The sequence below is a fragment of the Acidobacteriota bacterium genome, from assembly GCA_029861955.1.
Lineage (GTDB): Bacteria > Acidobacteriota > Polarisedimenticolia > Polarisedimenticolales > Polarisedimenticolaceae > JAOTYK01.
In genome coordinates this window covers 73,194-92,004 of record JAOTYK010000012.1, presented here as the reverse complement: position 1 = coordinate 92,004, position 18,811 = coordinate 73,194, and the positions used below count along the sequence as shown (strand labels likewise).

The 18,811-nt window shown below is 63.6% G+C and carries 12 protein-coding genes; 6 read left to right on the top strand and 6 right to left on the bottom strand.

Annotated features, from left to right (window positions below; translation table 11 throughout):
- Positions 1–2 precede the first annotated feature (2 nt).
- Positions 3–1,415 (bottom strand): FAD-dependent oxidoreductase, encoded by a 1,413-nt coding sequence (locus tag OES25_07865; GenBank protein ID MDH3627558.1) that lies wholly within the window; start codon positions 1,413–1,415, stop codon positions 3–5.
- 262 nt (positions 1,416–1,677) lie between these two features.
- On the opposite strand from OES25_07865, the gene OES25_07860 reads away from it, so the two are divergent.
- The 5 genes from OES25_07860 (at position 1,678) to OES25_07840 (ending at position 7,687) form a co-directional block, all read left to right on the top strand.
- Positions 1,678–2,592 (top strand): RNA polymerase sigma factor RpoD/SigA, encoded by a 915-nt coding sequence (locus tag OES25_07860; GenBank protein MDH3627557.1) that lies wholly within the window; start codon positions 1,678–1,680, stop codon positions 2,590–2,592.
- An 81-nt stretch (positions 2,593–2,673) separates the two neighbouring features.
- The gene (locus tag OES25_07855) at positions 2,674–4,257 is read left to right on the top strand and encodes a 3,4-dehydroadipyl-CoA semialdehyde dehydrogenase (protein MDH3627556.1); all 1,584 of its coding nucleotides are present in this window, start codon (positions 2,674–2,676) and stop codon (positions 4,255–4,257) included.
- Positions 4,254–5,600, top strand: a complete 1,347-nt coding sequence (locus tag OES25_07850) for an insulinase family protein (GenBank protein MDH3627555.1) — start codon at positions 4,254–4,256, stop codon at positions 5,598–5,600. The genes OES25_07855 and OES25_07850 overlap by 4 nt, the downstream gene beginning before the upstream one ends.
- The gene (locus tag OES25_07845; GenBank protein MDH3627554.1) at positions 5,600–7,153 is read left to right on the top strand and encodes an insulinase family protein; all 1,554 of its coding nucleotides are present in this window, start codon (positions 5,600–5,602) and stop codon (positions 7,151–7,153) included. Before OES25_07850 ends, OES25_07845 begins: the two co-directional genes overlap by 1 nt.
- Positions 7,154–7,237: 84 nt before the next feature.
- Positions 7,238–7,687, top strand: a complete 450-nt coding sequence (locus OES25_07840) for a hypothetical protein (GenBank protein ID MDH3627553.1) — start codon at positions 7,238–7,240, stop codon at positions 7,685–7,687.
- 1 nt (position 7,688) lies between these two features.
- On the opposite strand, the gene OES25_07835 is transcribed toward OES25_07840, so the two are convergent.
- Genes OES25_07835 through metH form a run of 3 tightly spaced genes read right to left on the bottom strand, consistent with a single transcriptional unit; the run spans position 7,689 to position 14,167 of the window.
- Positions 7,689–9,053, bottom strand: a complete 1,365-nt coding sequence (locus OES25_07835) for an MATE family efflux transporter (protein MDH3627552.1) — start codon at positions 9,051–9,053, stop codon at positions 7,689–7,691.
- Positions 9,054–9,073: 20 nt separating this feature from the next.
- The gene (locus tag OES25_07830) at positions 9,074–10,465 is read right to left on the bottom strand and encodes a carboxypeptidase-like regulatory domain-containing protein (protein MDH3627551.1); all 1,392 of its coding nucleotides are present in this window, start codon (positions 10,463–10,465) and stop codon (positions 9,074–9,076) included.
- A 42-nt stretch (positions 10,466–10,507) separates the two neighbouring features.
- Positions 10,508–14,167, bottom strand: a complete 3,660-nt coding sequence (metH, locus tag OES25_07825) for a methionine synthase (GenBank protein ID MDH3627550.1) — start codon at positions 14,165–14,167, stop codon at positions 10,508–10,510.
- 129 nt (positions 14,168–14,296) lie between these two features.
- On the opposite strand from metH, the gene OES25_07820 reads away from it, so the two are divergent.
- Positions 14,297–16,069: an SLC13 family permease gene (locus tag OES25_07820; protein MDH3627549.1), complete on the top strand. Its 1,773-nt coding sequence runs from the start codon at positions 14,297–14,299 to the stop codon at positions 16,067–16,069.
- Here the strand turns inward: OES25_07820 and OES25_07815 are convergent.
- Both OES25_07815 and OES25_07810 read right to left on the bottom strand, forming a co-directional pair.
- Positions 16,066–17,289 (bottom strand): ATP-grasp domain-containing protein, encoded by a 1,224-nt coding sequence (locus OES25_07815; GenBank protein MDH3627548.1) that lies wholly within the window; start codon positions 17,287–17,289, stop codon positions 16,066–16,068. The genes OES25_07820 and OES25_07815 overlap by 4 nt on opposite strands.
- A 10-nt stretch (positions 17,290–17,299) precedes the next feature.
- The gene (locus OES25_07810) at positions 17,300–18,775 is read right to left on the bottom strand and encodes a glycogen synthase (GenBank protein MDH3627547.1); all 1,476 of its coding nucleotides are present in this window, start codon (positions 18,773–18,775) and stop codon (positions 17,300–17,302) included.
- Positions 18,776–18,811: the final 36 nt, after the last annotated feature.

Below are 18,811 nucleotides of genomic sequence, written 5' to 3'. Positions count from 1 at the left end.
CCCTAGTCGCTCTCGAGAAACTCCCGAATCTCCGTGTCCGAGACGAATTTCACCCGGGGACGACCGCCGGCCTCGCCTCGTCGGAGCTCCTCGGCGTCGAGCCGACGCCAGTCCCGGTAGGAGGTCGGCCGCACGTCTCTGGACGAGAGGTGTCCGAGGAGTGCGTCGTCCTGCTCCCCGGCTGGAGAATGCAGCGTGTCGGCATCGAGATCGGCCAGCATGGCCTGGACCGTCTCGACGGCGTCCGGCTTGTTGGTACCGATGACCCCCGACGGACCCCGCTTGATCCAGCCCGCAACGTAGAGGCCGGGGCAGACCGGACCGTCGACCTGCTCCACCACGCGCCCCTTGACGTTGGGGATGATGCCCCAGTCATCCCGGAAGGGGACGCCCGTAAGGGGGATGCCGCGGTAGCCGACAGAGCGGAACACGAGTCCGGTCTCCAGATGGCTCGTACGGTCCGTCGGTCGAGCGGACAGGCGTCCGCTCTTGAGGAGCAACGTGTTGTGAACCAGATCCACGCCGTTGACCCGCCCCTCGCCGTCGCCCGTCAAACGGGTGGGGGAGACGAGGAATCGAAGGGCGAGACTGCGCTCCCCGGCCGACGGGCTGTTTCCTACGAACGACTCGAGGATCACGAGTTTGCGGGCGAGGGTCTTGTCTGGACCCTCGGGTCCCAGGCTCTCGAGGGTGGCCGAGTCCAGAGCCATCTCGTCCTCACGGGTCGAGGTGCATACGCCGGCCAGCTGTCCGAGCTCCTTGGCCTCGGGATTGGTGAAGGCGGCCTGGGCCGGACCACGACGACCCAGCAGAACGACCTCGCGGATGCGGCTCTCGCGCAGAGCCGCCAGGGCGTGGTCGGCGATGTCCGTGCGGGCCAGCTCATCGGGATCCCGCAGGAGGATCCGGGCCACATCGACGGCGACGTTGCCGACGCCGACCACCACCGCTCGTTCGCAGGAAAGATCGAAGCGGTGCGCGTGATAGTCGGGATGTCCGTTGAACCAGGCGACGAACTCGGTCGCCGGGTGCGATCCCGTAAGGTCCTCGCCCTCGACTCCCAGACGACGGTCGGTCTCTGCGCCGCAGCAGAAGACAATCTGGTGGTATGCGGCCTTCAGGTCGTCGAGCCCGACATCCTCTCCGAAGTGGATGCCGCCGAGGAATCGGAAGTCCTCGTGAGCGGCGATCTTCTCGTAGGCCGCGGTGACCGCCTTGATCTTCTGATGATCCGGCGCGACACCATGACGGACCAGGCCGAACGGTGTGTGAAGACGCTCGATCATGTCGACCCGGACCCGTAGCCCCGGCCGGTCTTTCTGTTTCTGGAGCGCCTGCGCCGTGAAGAACCCGGCGGGACCCGAGCCGATGATCGCGACGCGGAGGGGCCGCTCGCTGGTTCCGACGACTGGCATTTCACGCTCCATGGGGTGAAGAACATCCGCTAGCGGACCGCATTATAGCCAGCCGTCCACGAGTTTGTTTCACGAATATCCAGACGGCCGGACCGGTCAAGAGCGAATACCAAGACAACCCGAATCCATCGCAAAACCCTTACGGAAATCACCATTGTCGCGGGCCCTGTCGCTTTCTACCTTTTGCAATGACCAATCATTCTGACCCCACCTCCTCGTGGGCCGAGGTAAGTGCTTTGATGAGTCAACGGAGTCACCCCCGATGAGCGGCGCGCCACGCGGAAAGCGTCAGCGGGCAGGCCAGCGATCCATCCTGTCGCACTACTTCTCGGAGATCCGGGACTTCCCCCTCCTGACCAAGGAGGAGGAGAAGAGTCTCGCCCGCGATATCCAGAACGGGAACAGCGCGGCGATCAACGACCTCGTTGAATCCAACCTGAGCTTCGTGGCGAAGGTCGCCAGCGAATACCGCTCGCTGGGGATTCCCTTCGAGGATCTTCTCAACGAGGGCAATATCGGGCTGATCGAGGCGGCGCATCGCTTTGATGCCAGCAAGGACACGAAGTTCATCAGCTATGCCATCTGGTGGATTCGAAAATCGATCCTGAAGGCTCTCTCCGAGCAATCCCACGTCGTCCGGCTTCCCTACTCCCAGTTGAAGAAGGTCAAGGAGATCCGCCGGGCGGAACAGCATCTCAGCCGCGAGCTGGATCGCAAGCCGACCCGCGAGGAGATCTCGAAATATCTCGACAGGAGTGTGGCCAAGATCGACAAGGTTCTTCAGCACAGCGTGCACGAGGTCAGTCTGGACGAGCCGGTGAACGATGAGAACGCCAACGCGTTGGCGGACTGTATCGAGGACAAGACCCATGTCTCGACGGAGCAGCGTCTATTGGATCGGGAGTTGACCCACGGCATCGGTGACGCCATGGAGTCCCTCAACGAGCAGCAACAGACGGTGATCGGCTACCGATTCGGCCTGAACGGGGCGCCCCCCTTGACGCTCCAGGAGACCGGCGATCAGATGTCGCTGAGTCGTGAGCGGGTTCGGCAGATCGAGTGCCAGGCGAAGGAGCGCATGAAGAAGGCGTTCCGGAGGATGAATCGAGTCCGCGTACCCTCCCGGATGGAGGCAGCGCCGGTCCACGTGGCCAACAACAGCGAGACAAACCACTGATTTGATCGAGATCGCGAATCTGGTCTAATAGAGGTTTCCCCCGAACATCCGGCCCGCTGGGCCCCGGGAGTGAGACCCACAATGAAGCGTCTACGTAGCTACGTGGAAGGGCGTTGGCACGAGGCCGATCAGGGCTTCGTCACGCTCTACGATCCGTCAACCGAGGAGGCGATCGCGGAGGTGTCGAGCGTCGGCATCGACTTCGCGGCCGTGGCCCGACATGCCCGCGAGCGCGGTCGGAGGGCGTTGGCCGAGTGGTCGATTTCACGCCGCGCCGAGTGCCTGACCGCCATGTCGTCCGCCCTGCACGAGCATCGTGAGGAGCTAATCGACCTCTCGTTGAAGAACAGCGGGGCGACCCGCAAAGACGCAAAATTCGACCTCGATGGGGCGACGTTTACGCTCGCGCACTACGGCCGACTGGGCGCCGGTCTGGACAACGCGCTTTGCTTTATCGACGGAGACCCGATCCAGCTGGGTCGTTCCGCCCGTTTCTCCGGGCAACACGTCTGGGTCCCGCTGCAGGGTGTGGCCGTTCTGATCAACGCGTTCAATTTCCCGGCGTGGGGGTTCGCGGAGAAGACGGCCTGCGCGCTGCTGGCCGGAATGCCGGTGATCGTGAAGCCCGCGACGAGCACGGCGATGATCACCGAGCGATGTGTCGAAATCCTGGTCGAGGCCGACATCCTTCCGGAGGGCGTGTTCTCGTTCGTCTGTGGCTCGACGGGCGACCTGCTCAGTCAACTCGGCCCGCAGGACGTGATGTCGTTTACCGGCTCCGCCGACACGGCCCTCAAGTTGAAAGGCGGGGAGAACCTGCTCGCCAACAACACCCGTACCAACATCGAGGCGGACAGCCTCAACGCTGCGGTGCTGGCGCCGAGCGTCGATAGGGGCAGCGAAACCTGGGGACTGTTCCTGCGGGATGTCGCCCGTGAGATCACCCAGAAGAGTGGTCAGAAGTGCACCGCGGTTCGTCGCATCTTCGTGCCGACGGAGAATGTCGAGGCGGTTCAGAGCGGGCTGATCGAGATCCTCCAGGAGACCGTGACCGGTGACCCACGCGCCGAGGGGGTGACGATGGGGCCGCTCTGCACGAAGAGCCAACTGGAGGACACGGTTCGCGGGGTCGAAGAGCTGACGGCGGAGGCCACGGTGGTTCATGGAACCGGGGCGCGAGTCGAGGGCAAGGGCGCAGACGCCGGAACCGGTTACTTCTTTGCGCCGACGCTCCTCCTGAGCAAGGACCCATCCACGGCCCGGCGACTTCACCAGCGAGAGGTCTTCGGCCCGGTCTCGACCCTGATGCCCTACGACGGCGACGCCGAAACGGCGGCCGATCTTGTCGGGCGATCGGGTGGAACGCTGGTGACGTCCGTGTACGGCAACGAAATCTCCTGGCTGCAGACGTTCATCCACGGTGCGGGCGCCACGACCGGTCGGATCTACATCGGCTCCGAGAAGGTGGCGGGGATGCTCCCCGGCTCGGGGGTCGTCATGCCACAGGTCCAACACGGCGGACCCGGTCGGGCCGGCGGTGGCTCGGAACTGGGTGGCGAACGAGGACTTCAATTCTATTTGCAGCGGGTCGCGCTGGCGGGGGATCGAGCGTTGATCGAGAAGGTTTCGGGCCAACGTAAGGCCAAGGCGGGGGAGACATCGTGAGGCGTCGATCGATTGGAATCGTCTGTATGTGGATGGCCGTGATGCTGATCGCGAACGTCGGTCTGGCGGAGTCGGACGCGAAGATCTTCCCGTACACCGTGCATCAGGAGACTCTGGAGAATGGCCTGAAGGCCATCGTCATCCCGATGAAGTCCGGCGGACTGACCAGCTACTGGAGCGTGGTCCGCACGGGCTCTCGCGACGAGTACGAACCCGGCCACAGCGGATTCGCCCACTTCTTCGAGCACATGATGTTTCGTGGCACCGAGGCCTATCCCGCGGATCGTTACAACGAGATCATCACGCGGATGGGTGCCGATGCCAACGCGTTCACCACCGATGACCTCACGGCCTACCACATGAGTGTCGGTGCCCAGGATCTCGAGCAGGTCGTCAAGATCGAGTCCGATCGTTTCAAGAATCTCTCTTACGCCGAGGAGGTCTTCAAGACCGAGGCGGGGGCGGTCTACGGTGAATATCGGAAGAACAAGATGTCCCCGTTCTTCGCGCTCTACGAGCAGGTCTACGCCGAGGCATTCGAGCAGCACACCTACGGACACACGACCATGGGGTACGAACGCGATATCGCAGCGATGCCGACGATGTTCGATTACTCGCGCTCGTTCTTCAATCGCTACTACCGCCCGGAGAACGTCGTCCTGCTGATCGTCGGAGACGTGGACCCCGCAGCGACGTTGAATCTGGTGACGGAACACTACGCGGACTGGGAACCGGGTTACGTGATGCCGACGATCGTCGCCGAGCCGGAACAGACGGAAGAACGGAAGGTCTCCGTCGACTACGAGGGCCGCAGTCTGCCCATCGTGTGGCTGGCGTACAAGGCCCCGGCATTCGATCCGACGGACGTCGACTGGGTTGCGGCCTACCTCCTGGGCGAGCTTGCGTTCGGCGAGACCAGCGATATCCACAAGAAGCTCGTCCTCGACGAGCAGCGAGTCCAGTTCGTCGCGGGGAGTCTGAGCATCAATCGGGACCCCACCGTCTTCGACATCTACTCACGGGTCAAGGACCCGGAGGATATCGACGCCGTGATCGGAGAGCTGGATAGCGCGGTCGAATATTTTAGAGAGCATCCACCGGCGGAAGATCGGCTTAACGCGCTGAAGTCCCGCATGAAATATGACTTCCTGATGGACCTGGATACGCCGGATGCGGTCGCCTCGACCCTGGCCAGGTTCGTCGCCATCACGGGCGGCGTCGAGTGCATCGACACGCTCTACGGCACCATGGAGAGTGTCAAACCCGAGGACGTTCAGCGAGCGGCCCGTGGGGTGCTCGTGAAATCGGCTCGCACGGTCGGCGTGCTGCAGGGGGCGAATTGATGAGCGGCAACACTCGATCCCGCTGCCTTGGTGGCCTGTTGATTCTCGCGGCGATGATGATCGTCGGTTGCTCGACGTCCGGCGACGAGGCGTCGATCGTGACGTGGCCCGTTGATTCGGATCCCACCGTCGCGTTGAAGGTATGGATCAAGGTCGGTTCGATGGACGATCCCGTAGGTAAGGAAGGCCTGGCCTACCTCACCGGCGAGATGATCGCCGATGCCTCCACCACCGATCTTCGTTACGAGGAGATCCTGGAGAAGCTCTATCCGATGGCGGCCGGTTACGGGGTGCGTGTGGACCGCCAGATGACCGTTCTGAGCGGGCGGGTCCATCGTGACAACCTGGACGCCTACAACGACCTGTTCAGCGCGGCACTCCTCAAGCCGGCCTTCGCGCAGGACGACTTCGATCGGATCAAGGACGACACGCTGAACTATCTTCAGAACAGCCTGCGCTATCAGGAAGACGAAGAGCTGGGGAAGGCTGCGTTGCAGTGGCTGGCCTTTGGCGGTGACGGGTATGCCCATCCGATCGCGGGGACCGTCCAGGGTGTCGAGTCGATCACCCTCGATGACGTCAAGGCGTTCTACGGTCAGTACTACGTCCGGCAGAATGTCATGCCTGCGATCGGTGGCGGCTACGACGACACGCTGAAGAGCGGTTTCAAGGCGCGTGTGGCGGGCCTGGCCGATGGCGCGGCGAACGACAGCGTCGCCTCGCCGATGCGTCACCCGGAACGAACCGAGGTGCTGCTGGTGGACAAGCCCGGTGCCGACGCCTCGATCTCGTTCGGTTTTCCCATCGAGGTGCGTCGTGGCGAGCGAGAGTTCTACGCCCTGTGGCTGGCGAACTCGTGGCTTGGCGAACATCGCAACTCTTCGAGCCATCTGTACAAGGTCATCCGCGAGACCCGTGGCATGAACTACGGCGACTATTCCTACATCGAGGCGTATCCCGGCGGTGGCCGACGGTCGGTTCCACCCACCCATGTGGGTCGCGATCGGCAGATGTTCGAGGTCTGGATTAGGACGCTGCCCGACGCTCAGGCCCACTTCGCGATTCGTGCGGCGATGCGTGAGCTGTCGCTTCTGGTCGAGAACGGTCTGACGGAAGAGCAGTTCGAACTGACGCGAGAGTTCCTCTCTAAGTACATCCTGCATTTTGCGCCAACGACCCAGGGCCAGCTTGCCTACCGACTGGACGACCAGTTCTATGGCATCGACGGCGAGGGTCATCTCGCGAGATTTCGGGAGGTCCTGGACACGCTGACCCGCGAGGAGGTCAACGCAGCGATCCGTAAGCATCTGGGCTCCAGCGGGGTTTACATCGCCATGGTGACGGGGGACGCCGTCGGAATGGCCGAGGCCCTGATCTCCGACGGGCCCAGCCCGATGACCTACGGTTCGACGAAACCCGATGACGTGCTCGCCGAGGATCGCGAAATCTCTTCATTTTCGTTGAAAATTGAAAAAGACGACGTTCGCATCGTCGCCGTCGACGCCATCTTCGCCGCGCGACAGTCCTCCTCAGCACCGGAAGTGCGACCGTGAGGTGGCCGGATTCGTCGTTCGCACGTACTCTCTTTGCGATGGTCGCGGGAGCGAAGAACCGAATCAGTTGGCACGGGGGAGACGATGCGTAGCAGTTTGAGACTCGCAGTTGGGATTGTCGTCGCGACGATGGTGTTGGGTGGCCTCGTCGCCGCACAGGGTGCCGGCAAGCTGGTCCGCCTGACGGGAATCATCGTCGATGATCAGTGTCGTAAGGCAAACGAGCGCGACGATGAGCGACCGTGCGACATGGAGACCATCGCAGACGACGCGCGCCTGGTGTTTCTCGACAGCAAGGGTGAAGTACACCTGATCGAGGATCAGGAAGAAGCCCTTGCCCATGTCGGTCGCGAGATCACGGTCTTCGGACTCCAGCGTGCCGACTCCCAATTATGGCTGCTGGATGTCACTCGCTACATCGATCCCGTCGGCGATGCGTTGGCCAAGAAGAGCCAGGCACAGGCGGATCGTGCGGAGACCACCACACGCTTGAAGCCGGTCGCCCGCCCCGTCCCGGAACCCGAAGAGAAGTGAGCTAGACGCCCGAGTCAGGGGCGCGACCGCAGTTTCGAAGTTCGTAATCGGTCCACACCGTAAAGACGATCGACGAGAGGGTCGCGGCCAGCAGCAGCCCCACGACGATTCCGTAGATCGCCGGATATCCCTGACCCTCCGCGACCCGGATCCCCGCCCACACGCAGGGCGCCGTCAGAATCAGATAACGAAACGAGGCGACCACGAGACCGGGACGACCGCGCCCCATCGCCTCGAAGACCGGACGGCAGAGTAGGAACAGCGAGCCCGCGAGACACGAGAGCGGGGTCGTTCGGATCGCAAACTCCGCATACTGGCGGGTAACGAGGCTCTCGGAGAGCTGGTCGGCGATCCAGGGCGCCAGCCACCAGGTGACGGGCGTGACCAGCGCAATCGCGTAGATCGTCGTCGCGACGATCGACTGTCCCAGACCCCGTCGCACCCCACTCACATCCCCCGACCCGAATCGATTAGCCGCAAACGGAAGCATGGCCACGGCGATGGCGATGACCGGCTGAAGGGCGAACAGCAGGATCCGATAGAAGATCGAGTAGGCCGCGATCGCGGCGGTTGCGTTGCGTGTTCGAGCCAGGAACCAGTTGACCAGGCCGGTCTCCAACGCCATCAACACGAAGGTCAACGACGACGGAATCGCCAGGACCAGGATCGAGCGGATGGGGTGCGGGTCCAGCTCGTCGGAATCGAACGCTTCGGCCCGCCGGCGTCTCTCATGGGTCCGGGCACGCATCAGCGCGTAGGCCAGACCCGCCAGACGGGCCACGACCGTCGAGAGTGCGATCCCGAACAGACCCCAGTGCAGCACGAACAGGAAGAACGTATTGAGCGAGACGTTGACGATGTTGGTCAGGATGCCGGCCCACATCGTCGATCGTGTGTCGTGGTAGGCCTTGACCAATGAGTCGGGAATAATCGACCAGTAGGTCGTGAACGCAGAACCGGCGACCATCACGGTCCCGTAGATCTGAAAACCGCGGGCGGTCTCGGGCTCTAGCCCGAGCTTGGGCGCGACGAGCCAGATCAGTCCGCCGACGATCGTGAGAAGCGGCCCGACGATCCAGACCAGGATCCACGACGCCCGCAGGTACTGGTCGATCTTGGCGCCGGCACGGGCCCCCATGGCCCGGGACAGCGGCGACGTCAGCCCCGTGGAGAGACCGACCCAGATCGCAATCATCAAAAACTCGAAGGGGACCACCAGTCCGATCGAGGCCACGGCCGCATCGCCCAGCAGCGCGGCATACACCGTGTCAATGAACGTGACCGCCGCACGCATCCAGAACGAGACGATCAGCGGTCCCGCGAGACGCAGGACGGACGGTGAGCGATCAGTAGGTGTAGAAGTCACGTGGCGATCTTGAGTGAAGACTAGAGCAGGCGGAGAAGATCAAAATCAACACGCACGGGCTCGCCGCCCGGCACAATCTCGATCATCTGAAAACCAGGCCGTGTCACCGGGACGGCATCGCCGCCGGCGTTGATCTGCACACGATAACGTCCGGGCTCGAGGCCATCGGTCGCAAAGCGGCCTTCGGAGCTGGGGGCGACTCGGGAATGCTCGCGGAGGAGATTGTTGGGGCCGTAGAACGTCACCGACAGCTCTGCGCCGCTGGTGGTACCGCGGACGGTGCCGTGCACCTGCCCGATGAACTCCACGACGGGCTCCACGACCGGTTCTACCACCGGTTTCTCCACCGGCTTGGCGATCGGTTCTGCGACGGGTTCTTTAACCGGCTCGACTTCCGGCTTAACAACCACCGCGACGATCGGCTCCGCAACCGGCTTCATAACCGGCTCCACCGCCGGTTTCTCCACCGGCTTGGCGATCGGTTCTGCGACGGGTTCTTTCACCGGCTCGACTTCCGGCTCGACCACCACCGCGATGATCGGCTCCGTCACCGGTGGCACGGGCTTGGGAAGGGCGGCCAACTCGACCGCGATCGGTTCCGAGACGTGGCCATCGGAGACGATGAAGTCGGCGGACCCGGCTGTGCGGATTGACAGCGGTTCGAAACCGATCTCCAGAATCGTTTGCCCGCTCAGTCCACGCAGCCGATCGCCATCACCGGATGTGGCCAGGCGATCGATGCCATCGACGAAGGCGATCGACTCCCGGATCGGCATCGAAAAGCGATCGGGGCGATCGGAGAGGTCGAAGACCCGAAGACCGTCCGATTGGGCCACCAGAAGTCTGCGTTGGCCCAGGGGTGCGAGGGCGCGGTTCTCGCCGACGATGGGGTAGAGGGGACCGCTCTGGAGTCCGGGCCAACGGAAGGTCCGCACCTCGTCGTCGGCGGCCACGTAGAGCGTGCCCGAGGTCTGATCGAAGGCCAGGTCTCGCGATGATGCAGGGAGGTCGAAGAGACGACGAGCTCGCTTCTCGCCGCGATCGTAACGCCAGAGTTCAGTCTCCGCGGGTCCCTTCTTGCGACTGCGGGATGCGACGATCAGGACCGTTTCCGCGGTGGGGCTCATCAGGTCGCGGACGAGGCCGACGACCTCGAACGCGGCGGCGGCCTCCGTTGTGCCGACGAACCAGTTAACCCGGCTCGATTTGCCACCGTCGGTCGAGGGCAGGGCCACGACGACCCCGTAGCCGTCGGCAGTGAGCGTGACCGACTGGTAGGACTCCAACCCGTCGAGTCGTGCGAGAACGTCGGACCCATCACCACCGACGACCTCGACCACCGGCGCCGCCATGACGGACAGGCCGACGATGAGAACCGTTGCCAGAGCAAGAGCGGGTCGACAGACGTTCATCATGGCCTCCGAGTCGCCTCGACGATACCACGGCGAACGTTGTCAGGGATCGTACCCGAGGCTGGGTGACAGCCAGCGTTCGGCCTCGGCGACCGATATCCCTTTCCGTTTTGCGTAGGAGACGATCTGATCGCGCCCCACGGGGCCGACGGAGAAGTAGCGCGAACGCGGATGGGAATATAGGAAGCCACTGACCGAAGCTGCGGGCCACATGGCAAAACTCTCGGTCAGCTGAATGTCGGTCACGCCTTCGACGTCCAGCAACTTCCAGAGTGTTGCCTTATCGGTGTGATCGGGGCAGGCGGGGTAACCCGGCGCGGGTCGTATGCCGCGGTACTTCTCGGCGATCAACTCTTCCGGTGTCAGTTGTTCGTCCTCGCCAAAGCCCCAGGCGCGACGGGCCACCGCATGGAGCCATTCCGCGGCCGCCTCCGCAAGACGATCCGCCAGCGCCTTGTCCATGATCGAGGCGAAGTCGTCGTGGTCGTCCTCGTGCCGCTTCGTCAGACGCTCCAGCCCGTGGCCTGCGGTGACGGCGAAGGCGCCGAGCCAGTCGGTGAGGGCGCTATCGGCCGGTGCGACGAAGTCGGCGAGTGCCAGAGTCGGTCGGTCGTTCCCCAGATCTCGTTGCTGACGGAGTGTCGGGATCCGAGCCGTCTCGTTGCCGCCGTGTCGGTCGAAGAGGACGATGTCGTCGCCCTCGCTGGCTGCGGGAAAGAACCCGTACACGCCCCGTGCCTGGAGTTGCTCCGTCTTGACGATCTCCTCGAGACGCTCCGTGGCCTGGCGATGAAGATCCCTGGCCGTCTCGCCATAGCGCGGGTCCTTCAGGATGCGTGGGAACGCTCCGCGTAGCTCCCAGACATGGAAGAACGGCGTCCAGTCGATGAGTGGGACCAACTCGCCGAGCGCGATGCTTGCCACGACCTGCTTCTCGTGGGTCTGTGGCTGCGGTGGTTGATAGGCGTCCCAATCCTGCCGCTCGCATCGTTCGACGGCGGTCGGGTGATCGAGCAGTGCCTGCCGGTTGCCGTCGGCGAATCGCTCCCGTGCGGTCGCCTGTGTCGCCTCGATGTCACCGACGAATTGGGCTCGACGCTCCGAGAGGAGATGGCCCACGACATCGACGGCCTTGGAGGCATCGGGAACGTGGATCGTGCCGGGTGCATAGGCCGGCGCGATCTTGACCGCCGTGTGTTTGGAGCTGGTCGTTGCGCCGCCGATGAGCAGCGGCGTCTCAAACCCTTCGCGGGTCATCTGCGACGCGACGCGAACCATCTGATCGAGGGACGGTGTGATCAGGCCGCTGAGTCCGATGATGTCGGCCTTCACCGAGCGGGCCTCCTCCAGGATACGCTCGGCGGGGACCATCACGCCCAGATCGACGATGCGGTAGTTGTTGCAGCCAAGGACCACACCGACGATGTTCTTGCCGATGTCGTGTACGTCGCCCTTGACGGTGGCCAGCAGGATGGTGCCGCGATGCTGCTGGTCGCCCACGCGTTGCTGGTCCATCAGGGGTTCGAGGATGTTGACGGCCCGTTTCATGACCCTCGCACTCTTGACGACCTGGGGCAGGAACATCTTCCCCGCGCCGAAGAGCGTGCCGACGATGTTCATCCCGTCCATCAGAGGACCCTCGATGATCGACAGCGGCGTCGGGTACTGCTCTAGACACTCCGCGATATCCGTATCGACATGTTCATCGATGCCGTGGATCAGGGCGTGGGAGATACGCTCGGCGAGCGGCAACGCGCGCCACTGTTCGGCCAGTTGTGGGTCTTTCTTGACGCCGCGGAACGAGTCGGCGGTCTCGACCAGTCGCTCGGTGGCGTCCGCTCGACGCGCGAGGAGGACATCCTCGACGCGTTCCAGGAGTTCGTCGGGAACGTCGTCGTAGACGGTGAGTTGTCCTGCGTTGACGATCCCCATGTCCAGGCCGGCGTTGATGGCGTGGTAGAGGAACGCGCTGTGCATCGCTTCGCGAACCGCATCGTTCCCGCGAAAAGAGAAGGAGATGTTGCTGATGCCACCGCTGCAGCGGGCGAGCGGGAAGCGACGCTTGAGTTCGGCGATGGCTTCGATGTACTCGAGCGCGTAGCGGTCGTGTTCCTCGATCCCGGTGGCGACCGTCAGGATGTTGGGGTCGAAGATGATGTCCGTCGCCGGGAAACCGACCTCCTCGGTCAGGATGCGATACGAGCGGGTGAGGATCTCGACCTTACGATCGCGGTCGACCGCCTGACCCTCCTCGTCGAAGGCCATCACGACGACGGCCGCGCCGAATCGACGAACGAGTCGGGCCTGTTGGCGGAAGGCGTCTTCACCCTCCTTCAGGCTGATGGAGTTGACGACCGCTTTGCCCTGGACGCATTTCAACCCGGCTTCCAGGACGCGGAAGTCGGAGCTGTCGATCATGATCGGAATCCTGGCGATCTCGGGTTCCGTTGCGATCAGGTTGAGGAACGTCGTCATGGCGGCCGGGGAGTCCAGGAGTCCCTCGTCCATGTTGACGTCGAGGATGTTGGCGCCGCCGAGAACCTGCTGGCGGGCGACACTGAGCGCTGCGCCGAAATCGTCGTCGCCGATCAGACGCGCGAACCGCCGGGAGCCGGTCACGTTGGTCCGCTCCCCGATCATGGTGAAGTTTGAATCGGGCCGCAGCTCGAGTGGCTCGAGACCACTGAGGCGGGTTCGCTCCACAGGCGCGGGTGGCACGCGCGGGGCGAGACATGCGACCGCCTCGCCGATGGCCCGGATATGCTCGGGCGTGGTCCCGCAGCAGCCACCGACGAGGTTGACCAGCCCATCGCGAGCGAACTCCGCAACGACGGCGGCCATCTCTTGCGGCGTCTCGTCGTAGCCACCCAGTTCGTTGGGGAGTCCCGCGTTTGGATAACAACTCAGCAAGGTCGGCGCGACCCGGGACAGCTCCTCGAGATGGGGACGCATCTCCTCCGGCCCCAGCGCACAATTGATCCCGACGGCCAGCATGTCGACGTGACTGATCGAGATCCAGGCGGCCTCGACCGTCTGGCCTGAGAGCGTCCGTCCGCTTCGATCCGTCACGGTGAGCGACGCGATGACCGGAAGCGTGCAGTCGTTCTCGTCGAAGTAGCGTTGGATCGCGAACAGCGCCGCCTTGAGGTTCAGGGTGTCGAAGGTGGTCTCCGGCAGCAGGATGTCGACGCCGCCTTCGACCAGACCCGTGACCTGTTCATGGTAGGCGTCGACAAGACCGTCGAAGTCGATGTTGCGAAGCGCCGGATTCGAGACATCCGGTGAGAGACTGGCCGTCCGGTTCGTAGGGCCGATGGCTCCGGCCACCCAACGGGGGCGTTCGGGAGTCGTGTAGGCCTCCGCGGCGGTCTTGGCGATCTGGGCGGCGGCGCGGTTGATGGCGACGACGTGGGACTCGAGACCGTAATCGGCCAGCGAAATCGACTGGGCGTTGAACGTGTTGGTCGAGATGATATCGGCGCCGGCCTCGAGGAAGTCGCGGTGGATCTTCTCGATCGTCGCAGGAAGCGTCAGGCAGAGCAGATCGTTGCAGCCGATGAGCTCCATCGAGTGATCGGCAAACTCGTCACCCCGAAAGTCGTCCTCCCCGAGGTCGCAGGACTGAATCATCGTCCCCATGGCCCCGTCGTAGACGAGAATGCGCTTGTTGAGTGCGGCTCGCAATTCTGCCAGTGTGGGCATGGCCGATTTTCCTGGAGAGCGGGCCGACATGGCGCACGCGACTGTGGGCATTAGGTTACCATCGGCAACTGCCGGCGGTCGCCGATATGACAGAGATCGTCATTCTGTAGATCGCCGGGGAGAGTCGGATTGAGCTTCGAGATCGCATACACGTTGGCGGTGATCGGTGTCGTCGGTGTCCTACTCCTCTGGGGTCGGATCTCGCCGGAGCTGATATCGCTACTTGGGCTGGTCGCCGTCGTGCTCGGCGGTGTCATCACGCCGCAGCAGGCGATGGACCAGTTTGCGCATCCTGCGGTGGTCACCGTCGCCGGGATGTTCGTCCTCAGTCACGGGTTGGTGCGGACGGGGGTCGTCGATATCCTCGGCGCTCGACTTGCCGCCTGGCCGGCCACGGGGGCGACGTCCGTCCTGTGGGTGGTCCTGCCGGCGGTCCTGGTCCTCTCCGCATTCCTCAACAACACGCCCGTCGTGGCGTTGTTCGTGCCGCTGCTCGTTCGTTTCGCGCAGCAGGTCGGCGTCGCGCCCTCGCGCCTGCTGATGCCGCTCAGCTTCGCGGCCATGCTCGGTGGCGGCTGCACGCTCATCGGCACCTCCACCAATCTGGTCGTCAGCGGCATCCTGGAGGATGCCGGGCTGGGCGCCATGGGGATGTTCGAGATCGGCCGGGCCGGGGTCCCGCTGGCGTTGGTGGGGATGGCGTACCTGTTCTGGGTCGCCCCTAGGCTGTTGCCGACGCGTCCCACGATGAGCGCCGAGATCTCCTACCCACAACGTGAGTATGCATCCGAGGTCGTGATCCGCGAGGGCTCGCCTCTGGTGGGCAGTACGCTCGACAGCTCGGCAGTAGGCTCCGCCGATCAGGTCTCGGTCCTCGAGGTCATACGTGACGGCGAGATGCTCCTCGACCCGCTGGATCAGCTGATCATGCAGGTCGGCGATCGTCTGGTACTGACGGCTCCGCCGGCAGAGCTACGGACGGTCCACGAACTGAACGGCGTCGAGTACCAACGCCCCGGTCTTGGCGTCGAGCTGGTGGCACCCCACGCCGCTCAGATGGTCGAGGGCATGATCGCACCGGGTTCCGCGTTGATCGGCAAGTCGGTGGGCGAGTTGGGTCTACGTCATCGCTACGGCATGACCGTGATCGCGGTTCATCGTCACGCAACCAACATCGTCGGTCGTCTGCGTCACGTGCGTCTTGGGTTCGGTGACTTGCTCCTGATGTTCGGCACGAAGGAGTCCCACGACCGCATCGTGCAGAGTGGCGAGTTCATCGTGCTGGACGACGTACCCCACGACCCGCCCAGGAAGAATCGGATGCCCATCGCCGTGGCAACGCTTCTTGGCGTTGTGATTGTCGCCGGGCTCGGGCTTGCGCCGATGATGCTGACCGTGTTGATCGGCTGCGTCGTCGTGGTGCTGACGGGCTGTATCGATACCAACGACGCCTATCGAGCCATCGAGTGGGAGATCATCTTCCTGATCGTCGGCATGTTGGCGTTGGGGGCGGCCTTGACCGCGTCCGGGGGTGCGATCTGGCTCACCGAGACGCTTCTGGGTCCGCTGGCGTCCTACGGTCCCCGAGCCGTGCTCGCGGGGGTCTACCTGATGACCGCCGTTGCGAGCGCATTCCTTTCCAACAGCGCGGCGGCCGCGCTGCTGGCGCCGATCGCAATCCAGGCGTCCGTCGATCTTGGCGTGGACCCGCGGCCGATGGTTCTGGCGGTCGCGGTCGGCGCGTCGGCGGCATTCTCGACGCCCATCGGCTACCAGACCAACCTGCTGGTCTACGGTCCGGGTGGCTACCGGTTTACGGATTTCGTGCGGGTCGGGCTGCCGCTCAACATCCTGTTGGCGATCGTGTCGATCTGGTTGCTTCCGGCGATCTGGAGCTTCTAATCCGACGCACGGATTCGGACCCGTTCTCCGACCTCATTCAGCATCGCGTGAAGCGTGTCGTAGTCGGGATGCCGCATCCGGATCCAGGCGTTCGCCATGTAGCCGGCTTCGACCGGCTGCGTGGGCGTGCCCGGAGCCGGGAAGTGGCTCGCGAAGATATGACGGCCGAACGTGTTCTCGATCCAATCACGTCCCTCGTAGCCCATGATCGTGCCGTCGCGATCCGGTCTCAGGGCGATGGTGCCTGCGGAGTATTGACGTGAGGGTCGCTCTCTCGACGGTTGACCGGTCACGGCACGCGCCCATTCGGCGTAGAGGTCGAAGTCGTTGGCCGCGCAGTAGATGTCCCACGCGCAGACACCGGCCGGTCGGCAACCGATCTCGGAGAACTTCAGACCCTTCGCGCTGTAGAACCACTCCATGTGGGTCGCGGATGTCGTCAGTCCCAGAACGTCGATCACCTTGCGACCCATCTCACGGGCCATCTCGTAGCCGTCGGCGTCCAGTCGATTGGTGGCGATGAACTGTGGCGAGATCCAGCGAGAACGCATCGCTTCGAGGACGTTAGGGTAATAGTGGGTCGCAAACTCGTGAACGATCTGGCCCTCGTGACATAGCGTGTCGTAGAACCCCTCGTGCCCCTCGATGAATTCCTCGATAGCCGTGTCCTGGCCTCGATCGAGACCGCACTCGACGATGACCCGATCGAGTTCCTCCCGGTCGGAGGCCTTATAGGTACCGGAGGCGCCGGCCGCGGCGCGCGGTTTCAGGATGACGGGATAGCCCACCCGCTCGGCAAACTCGATGGCGGCCTCTGCGGACTGGACCCCGTCGGACTGCGCACACGCGACGCCGGCCTCGCGCAGCGCCTCCTTCATGGCGGGCTTGTCGCGACAGAGAAACGCGGTTCGAACCGACGTGCCGGGAATACCGCACGCCTCGCGGACCTCCGCCGTCGGCATGATGTGGGCCTCGACGGTCGCCTCGAGACGATCGACCCAGCCCTTCTTCTGGCAGGTCCGGACCGCATCCAGGAGCGATTCCTGATGGACAACGCTAGGTACCTGAATGTAGTCCGTCAGCCAACTCTTCATCTCGTCGTCAAGGTATTCCGCGGGCCGTTCGCCGATACCCGTCACGCGGGCGCCGACTTTGTGCAGACCGCGAACGAACTCGCGTTGGTTACTTGGAAAGGCCGGCTCGACAAAAACTACGTGCATGACCGTCCTCCTATTGTTGGGGTGATTGTTCGCGTAGCCAGTGATAGAGATCGGCGTGGGCGGCTGCCGACGTCTTCCAGGTGAAATCCCTGGCCATCCCGTTCTTGATCAGACGCTTCCAGGTCTTCGGCTTGGCGTACAGATCAAGTGCCGCACGCATCGCCCAGTCGAGTCCCTGCGGCGTCGCATGGTCGAACAGGATCCCGGTCCCCGTGCCGTCCTTGGGGTCAAACGGTTCGACGGAATCGGCAAGTCCACCGGTGCGACGGACGACAGGAACGGTGCCATAGATCTGGCTGAACATCTGATTGAGCCCGCAAGGTTCGTACAGAGACGGCATGAGAAACATGTCGGCCCCCGCCTCGATGAGGTGGGCCAGTTCTTCGCTGTAGCCGCGATAGAAGACGACACGGGTCGGGTAGCGTTGCTGGAGCCATTCGAAGAAAGACTCGTAGCGCTCCTCGCCACTTCCAAGCACGACCAGACGACAGTCGCTGTTGGCGAGGATGTCCGGAAGGACCGACAGGCACAGATCGAACCCCTTCTGTGCGGTCAAACGACTGACCATTCCAATCAGGGGTGGCCTTGACGCATCGTCGAGGCCGAGTTCCGCCAGCAGGTGCTGTTTGTTCTTCTTCTTGCCTTCGAGTCGTGTCGAGGAATAGCGGTGGGGAATGTGGGGGTCGTTCTCGGGATGCCACTGGTCCGTGTCGACGCCATTCAGGATCCCGATGAGCCGCCCGCTTCGCGCAGAAAGAATGTTCTCGAAACCCTGGCCCTGTTCGGCCGTCTGAATCTCGCGGGCGTAGGTCGGGCTGACGGTCGTCAGGGCATCGGCATACATCAATCCGGTGCGCAGGAAGTTGACCACACCGCGACCGTGGTCGGCGGCATCGAAGAGATGGGTCCATCCGCCGAGACCCAGTTCGTCGATCCAGCGTGCCGGGAACCAGCCCTGATAGCCGAGGTTATGCAGCGTCAATACGCTCCGCGTTTCGGCAAAGAGCTGGTCCCACTCGTAGGTCGTTCGAAGGAGTAGGGGTAGCAGAGCCGTGTGCCAGTCGTTGGCGTGGACGATATCCGGGGACCACTCGAGTCGCTGGAACGACGAGAGGACGGCCGAGCTGAAGCCGGCGAAGCGGAGCGCCTCTTCCTCGTCCGCCCCGTAGATCTGCTCACGCTCGAACAACTCGGGGCAGTCAACCAGGTAGTAGTCCAGGTCGCTTCCGTCCAGTCGGGTCGTCCACAGCGAATAGCTGAGATTCCTCCAGCCTATCGGGAGAGGCACGTTCTGGGCCTGGGGCACCGGGGTCAGATTGAAGGCGGTGCGATCGAGGGTTCCGTACAGGGGGACGAACGGTCGAACGTCGTGACCGTCCCGAAACAGCTGACGGGGGAGCGCCGCAGCAACGTCCCCAAGTCCGCCGGTCTTGGCGAACGGCACGCACTCGGATGCGGCATAGCCGATTTTCAATGATTGCGGCATGGAGTCTTTGGGCCCGTTTGCACTAGAATCCTCATG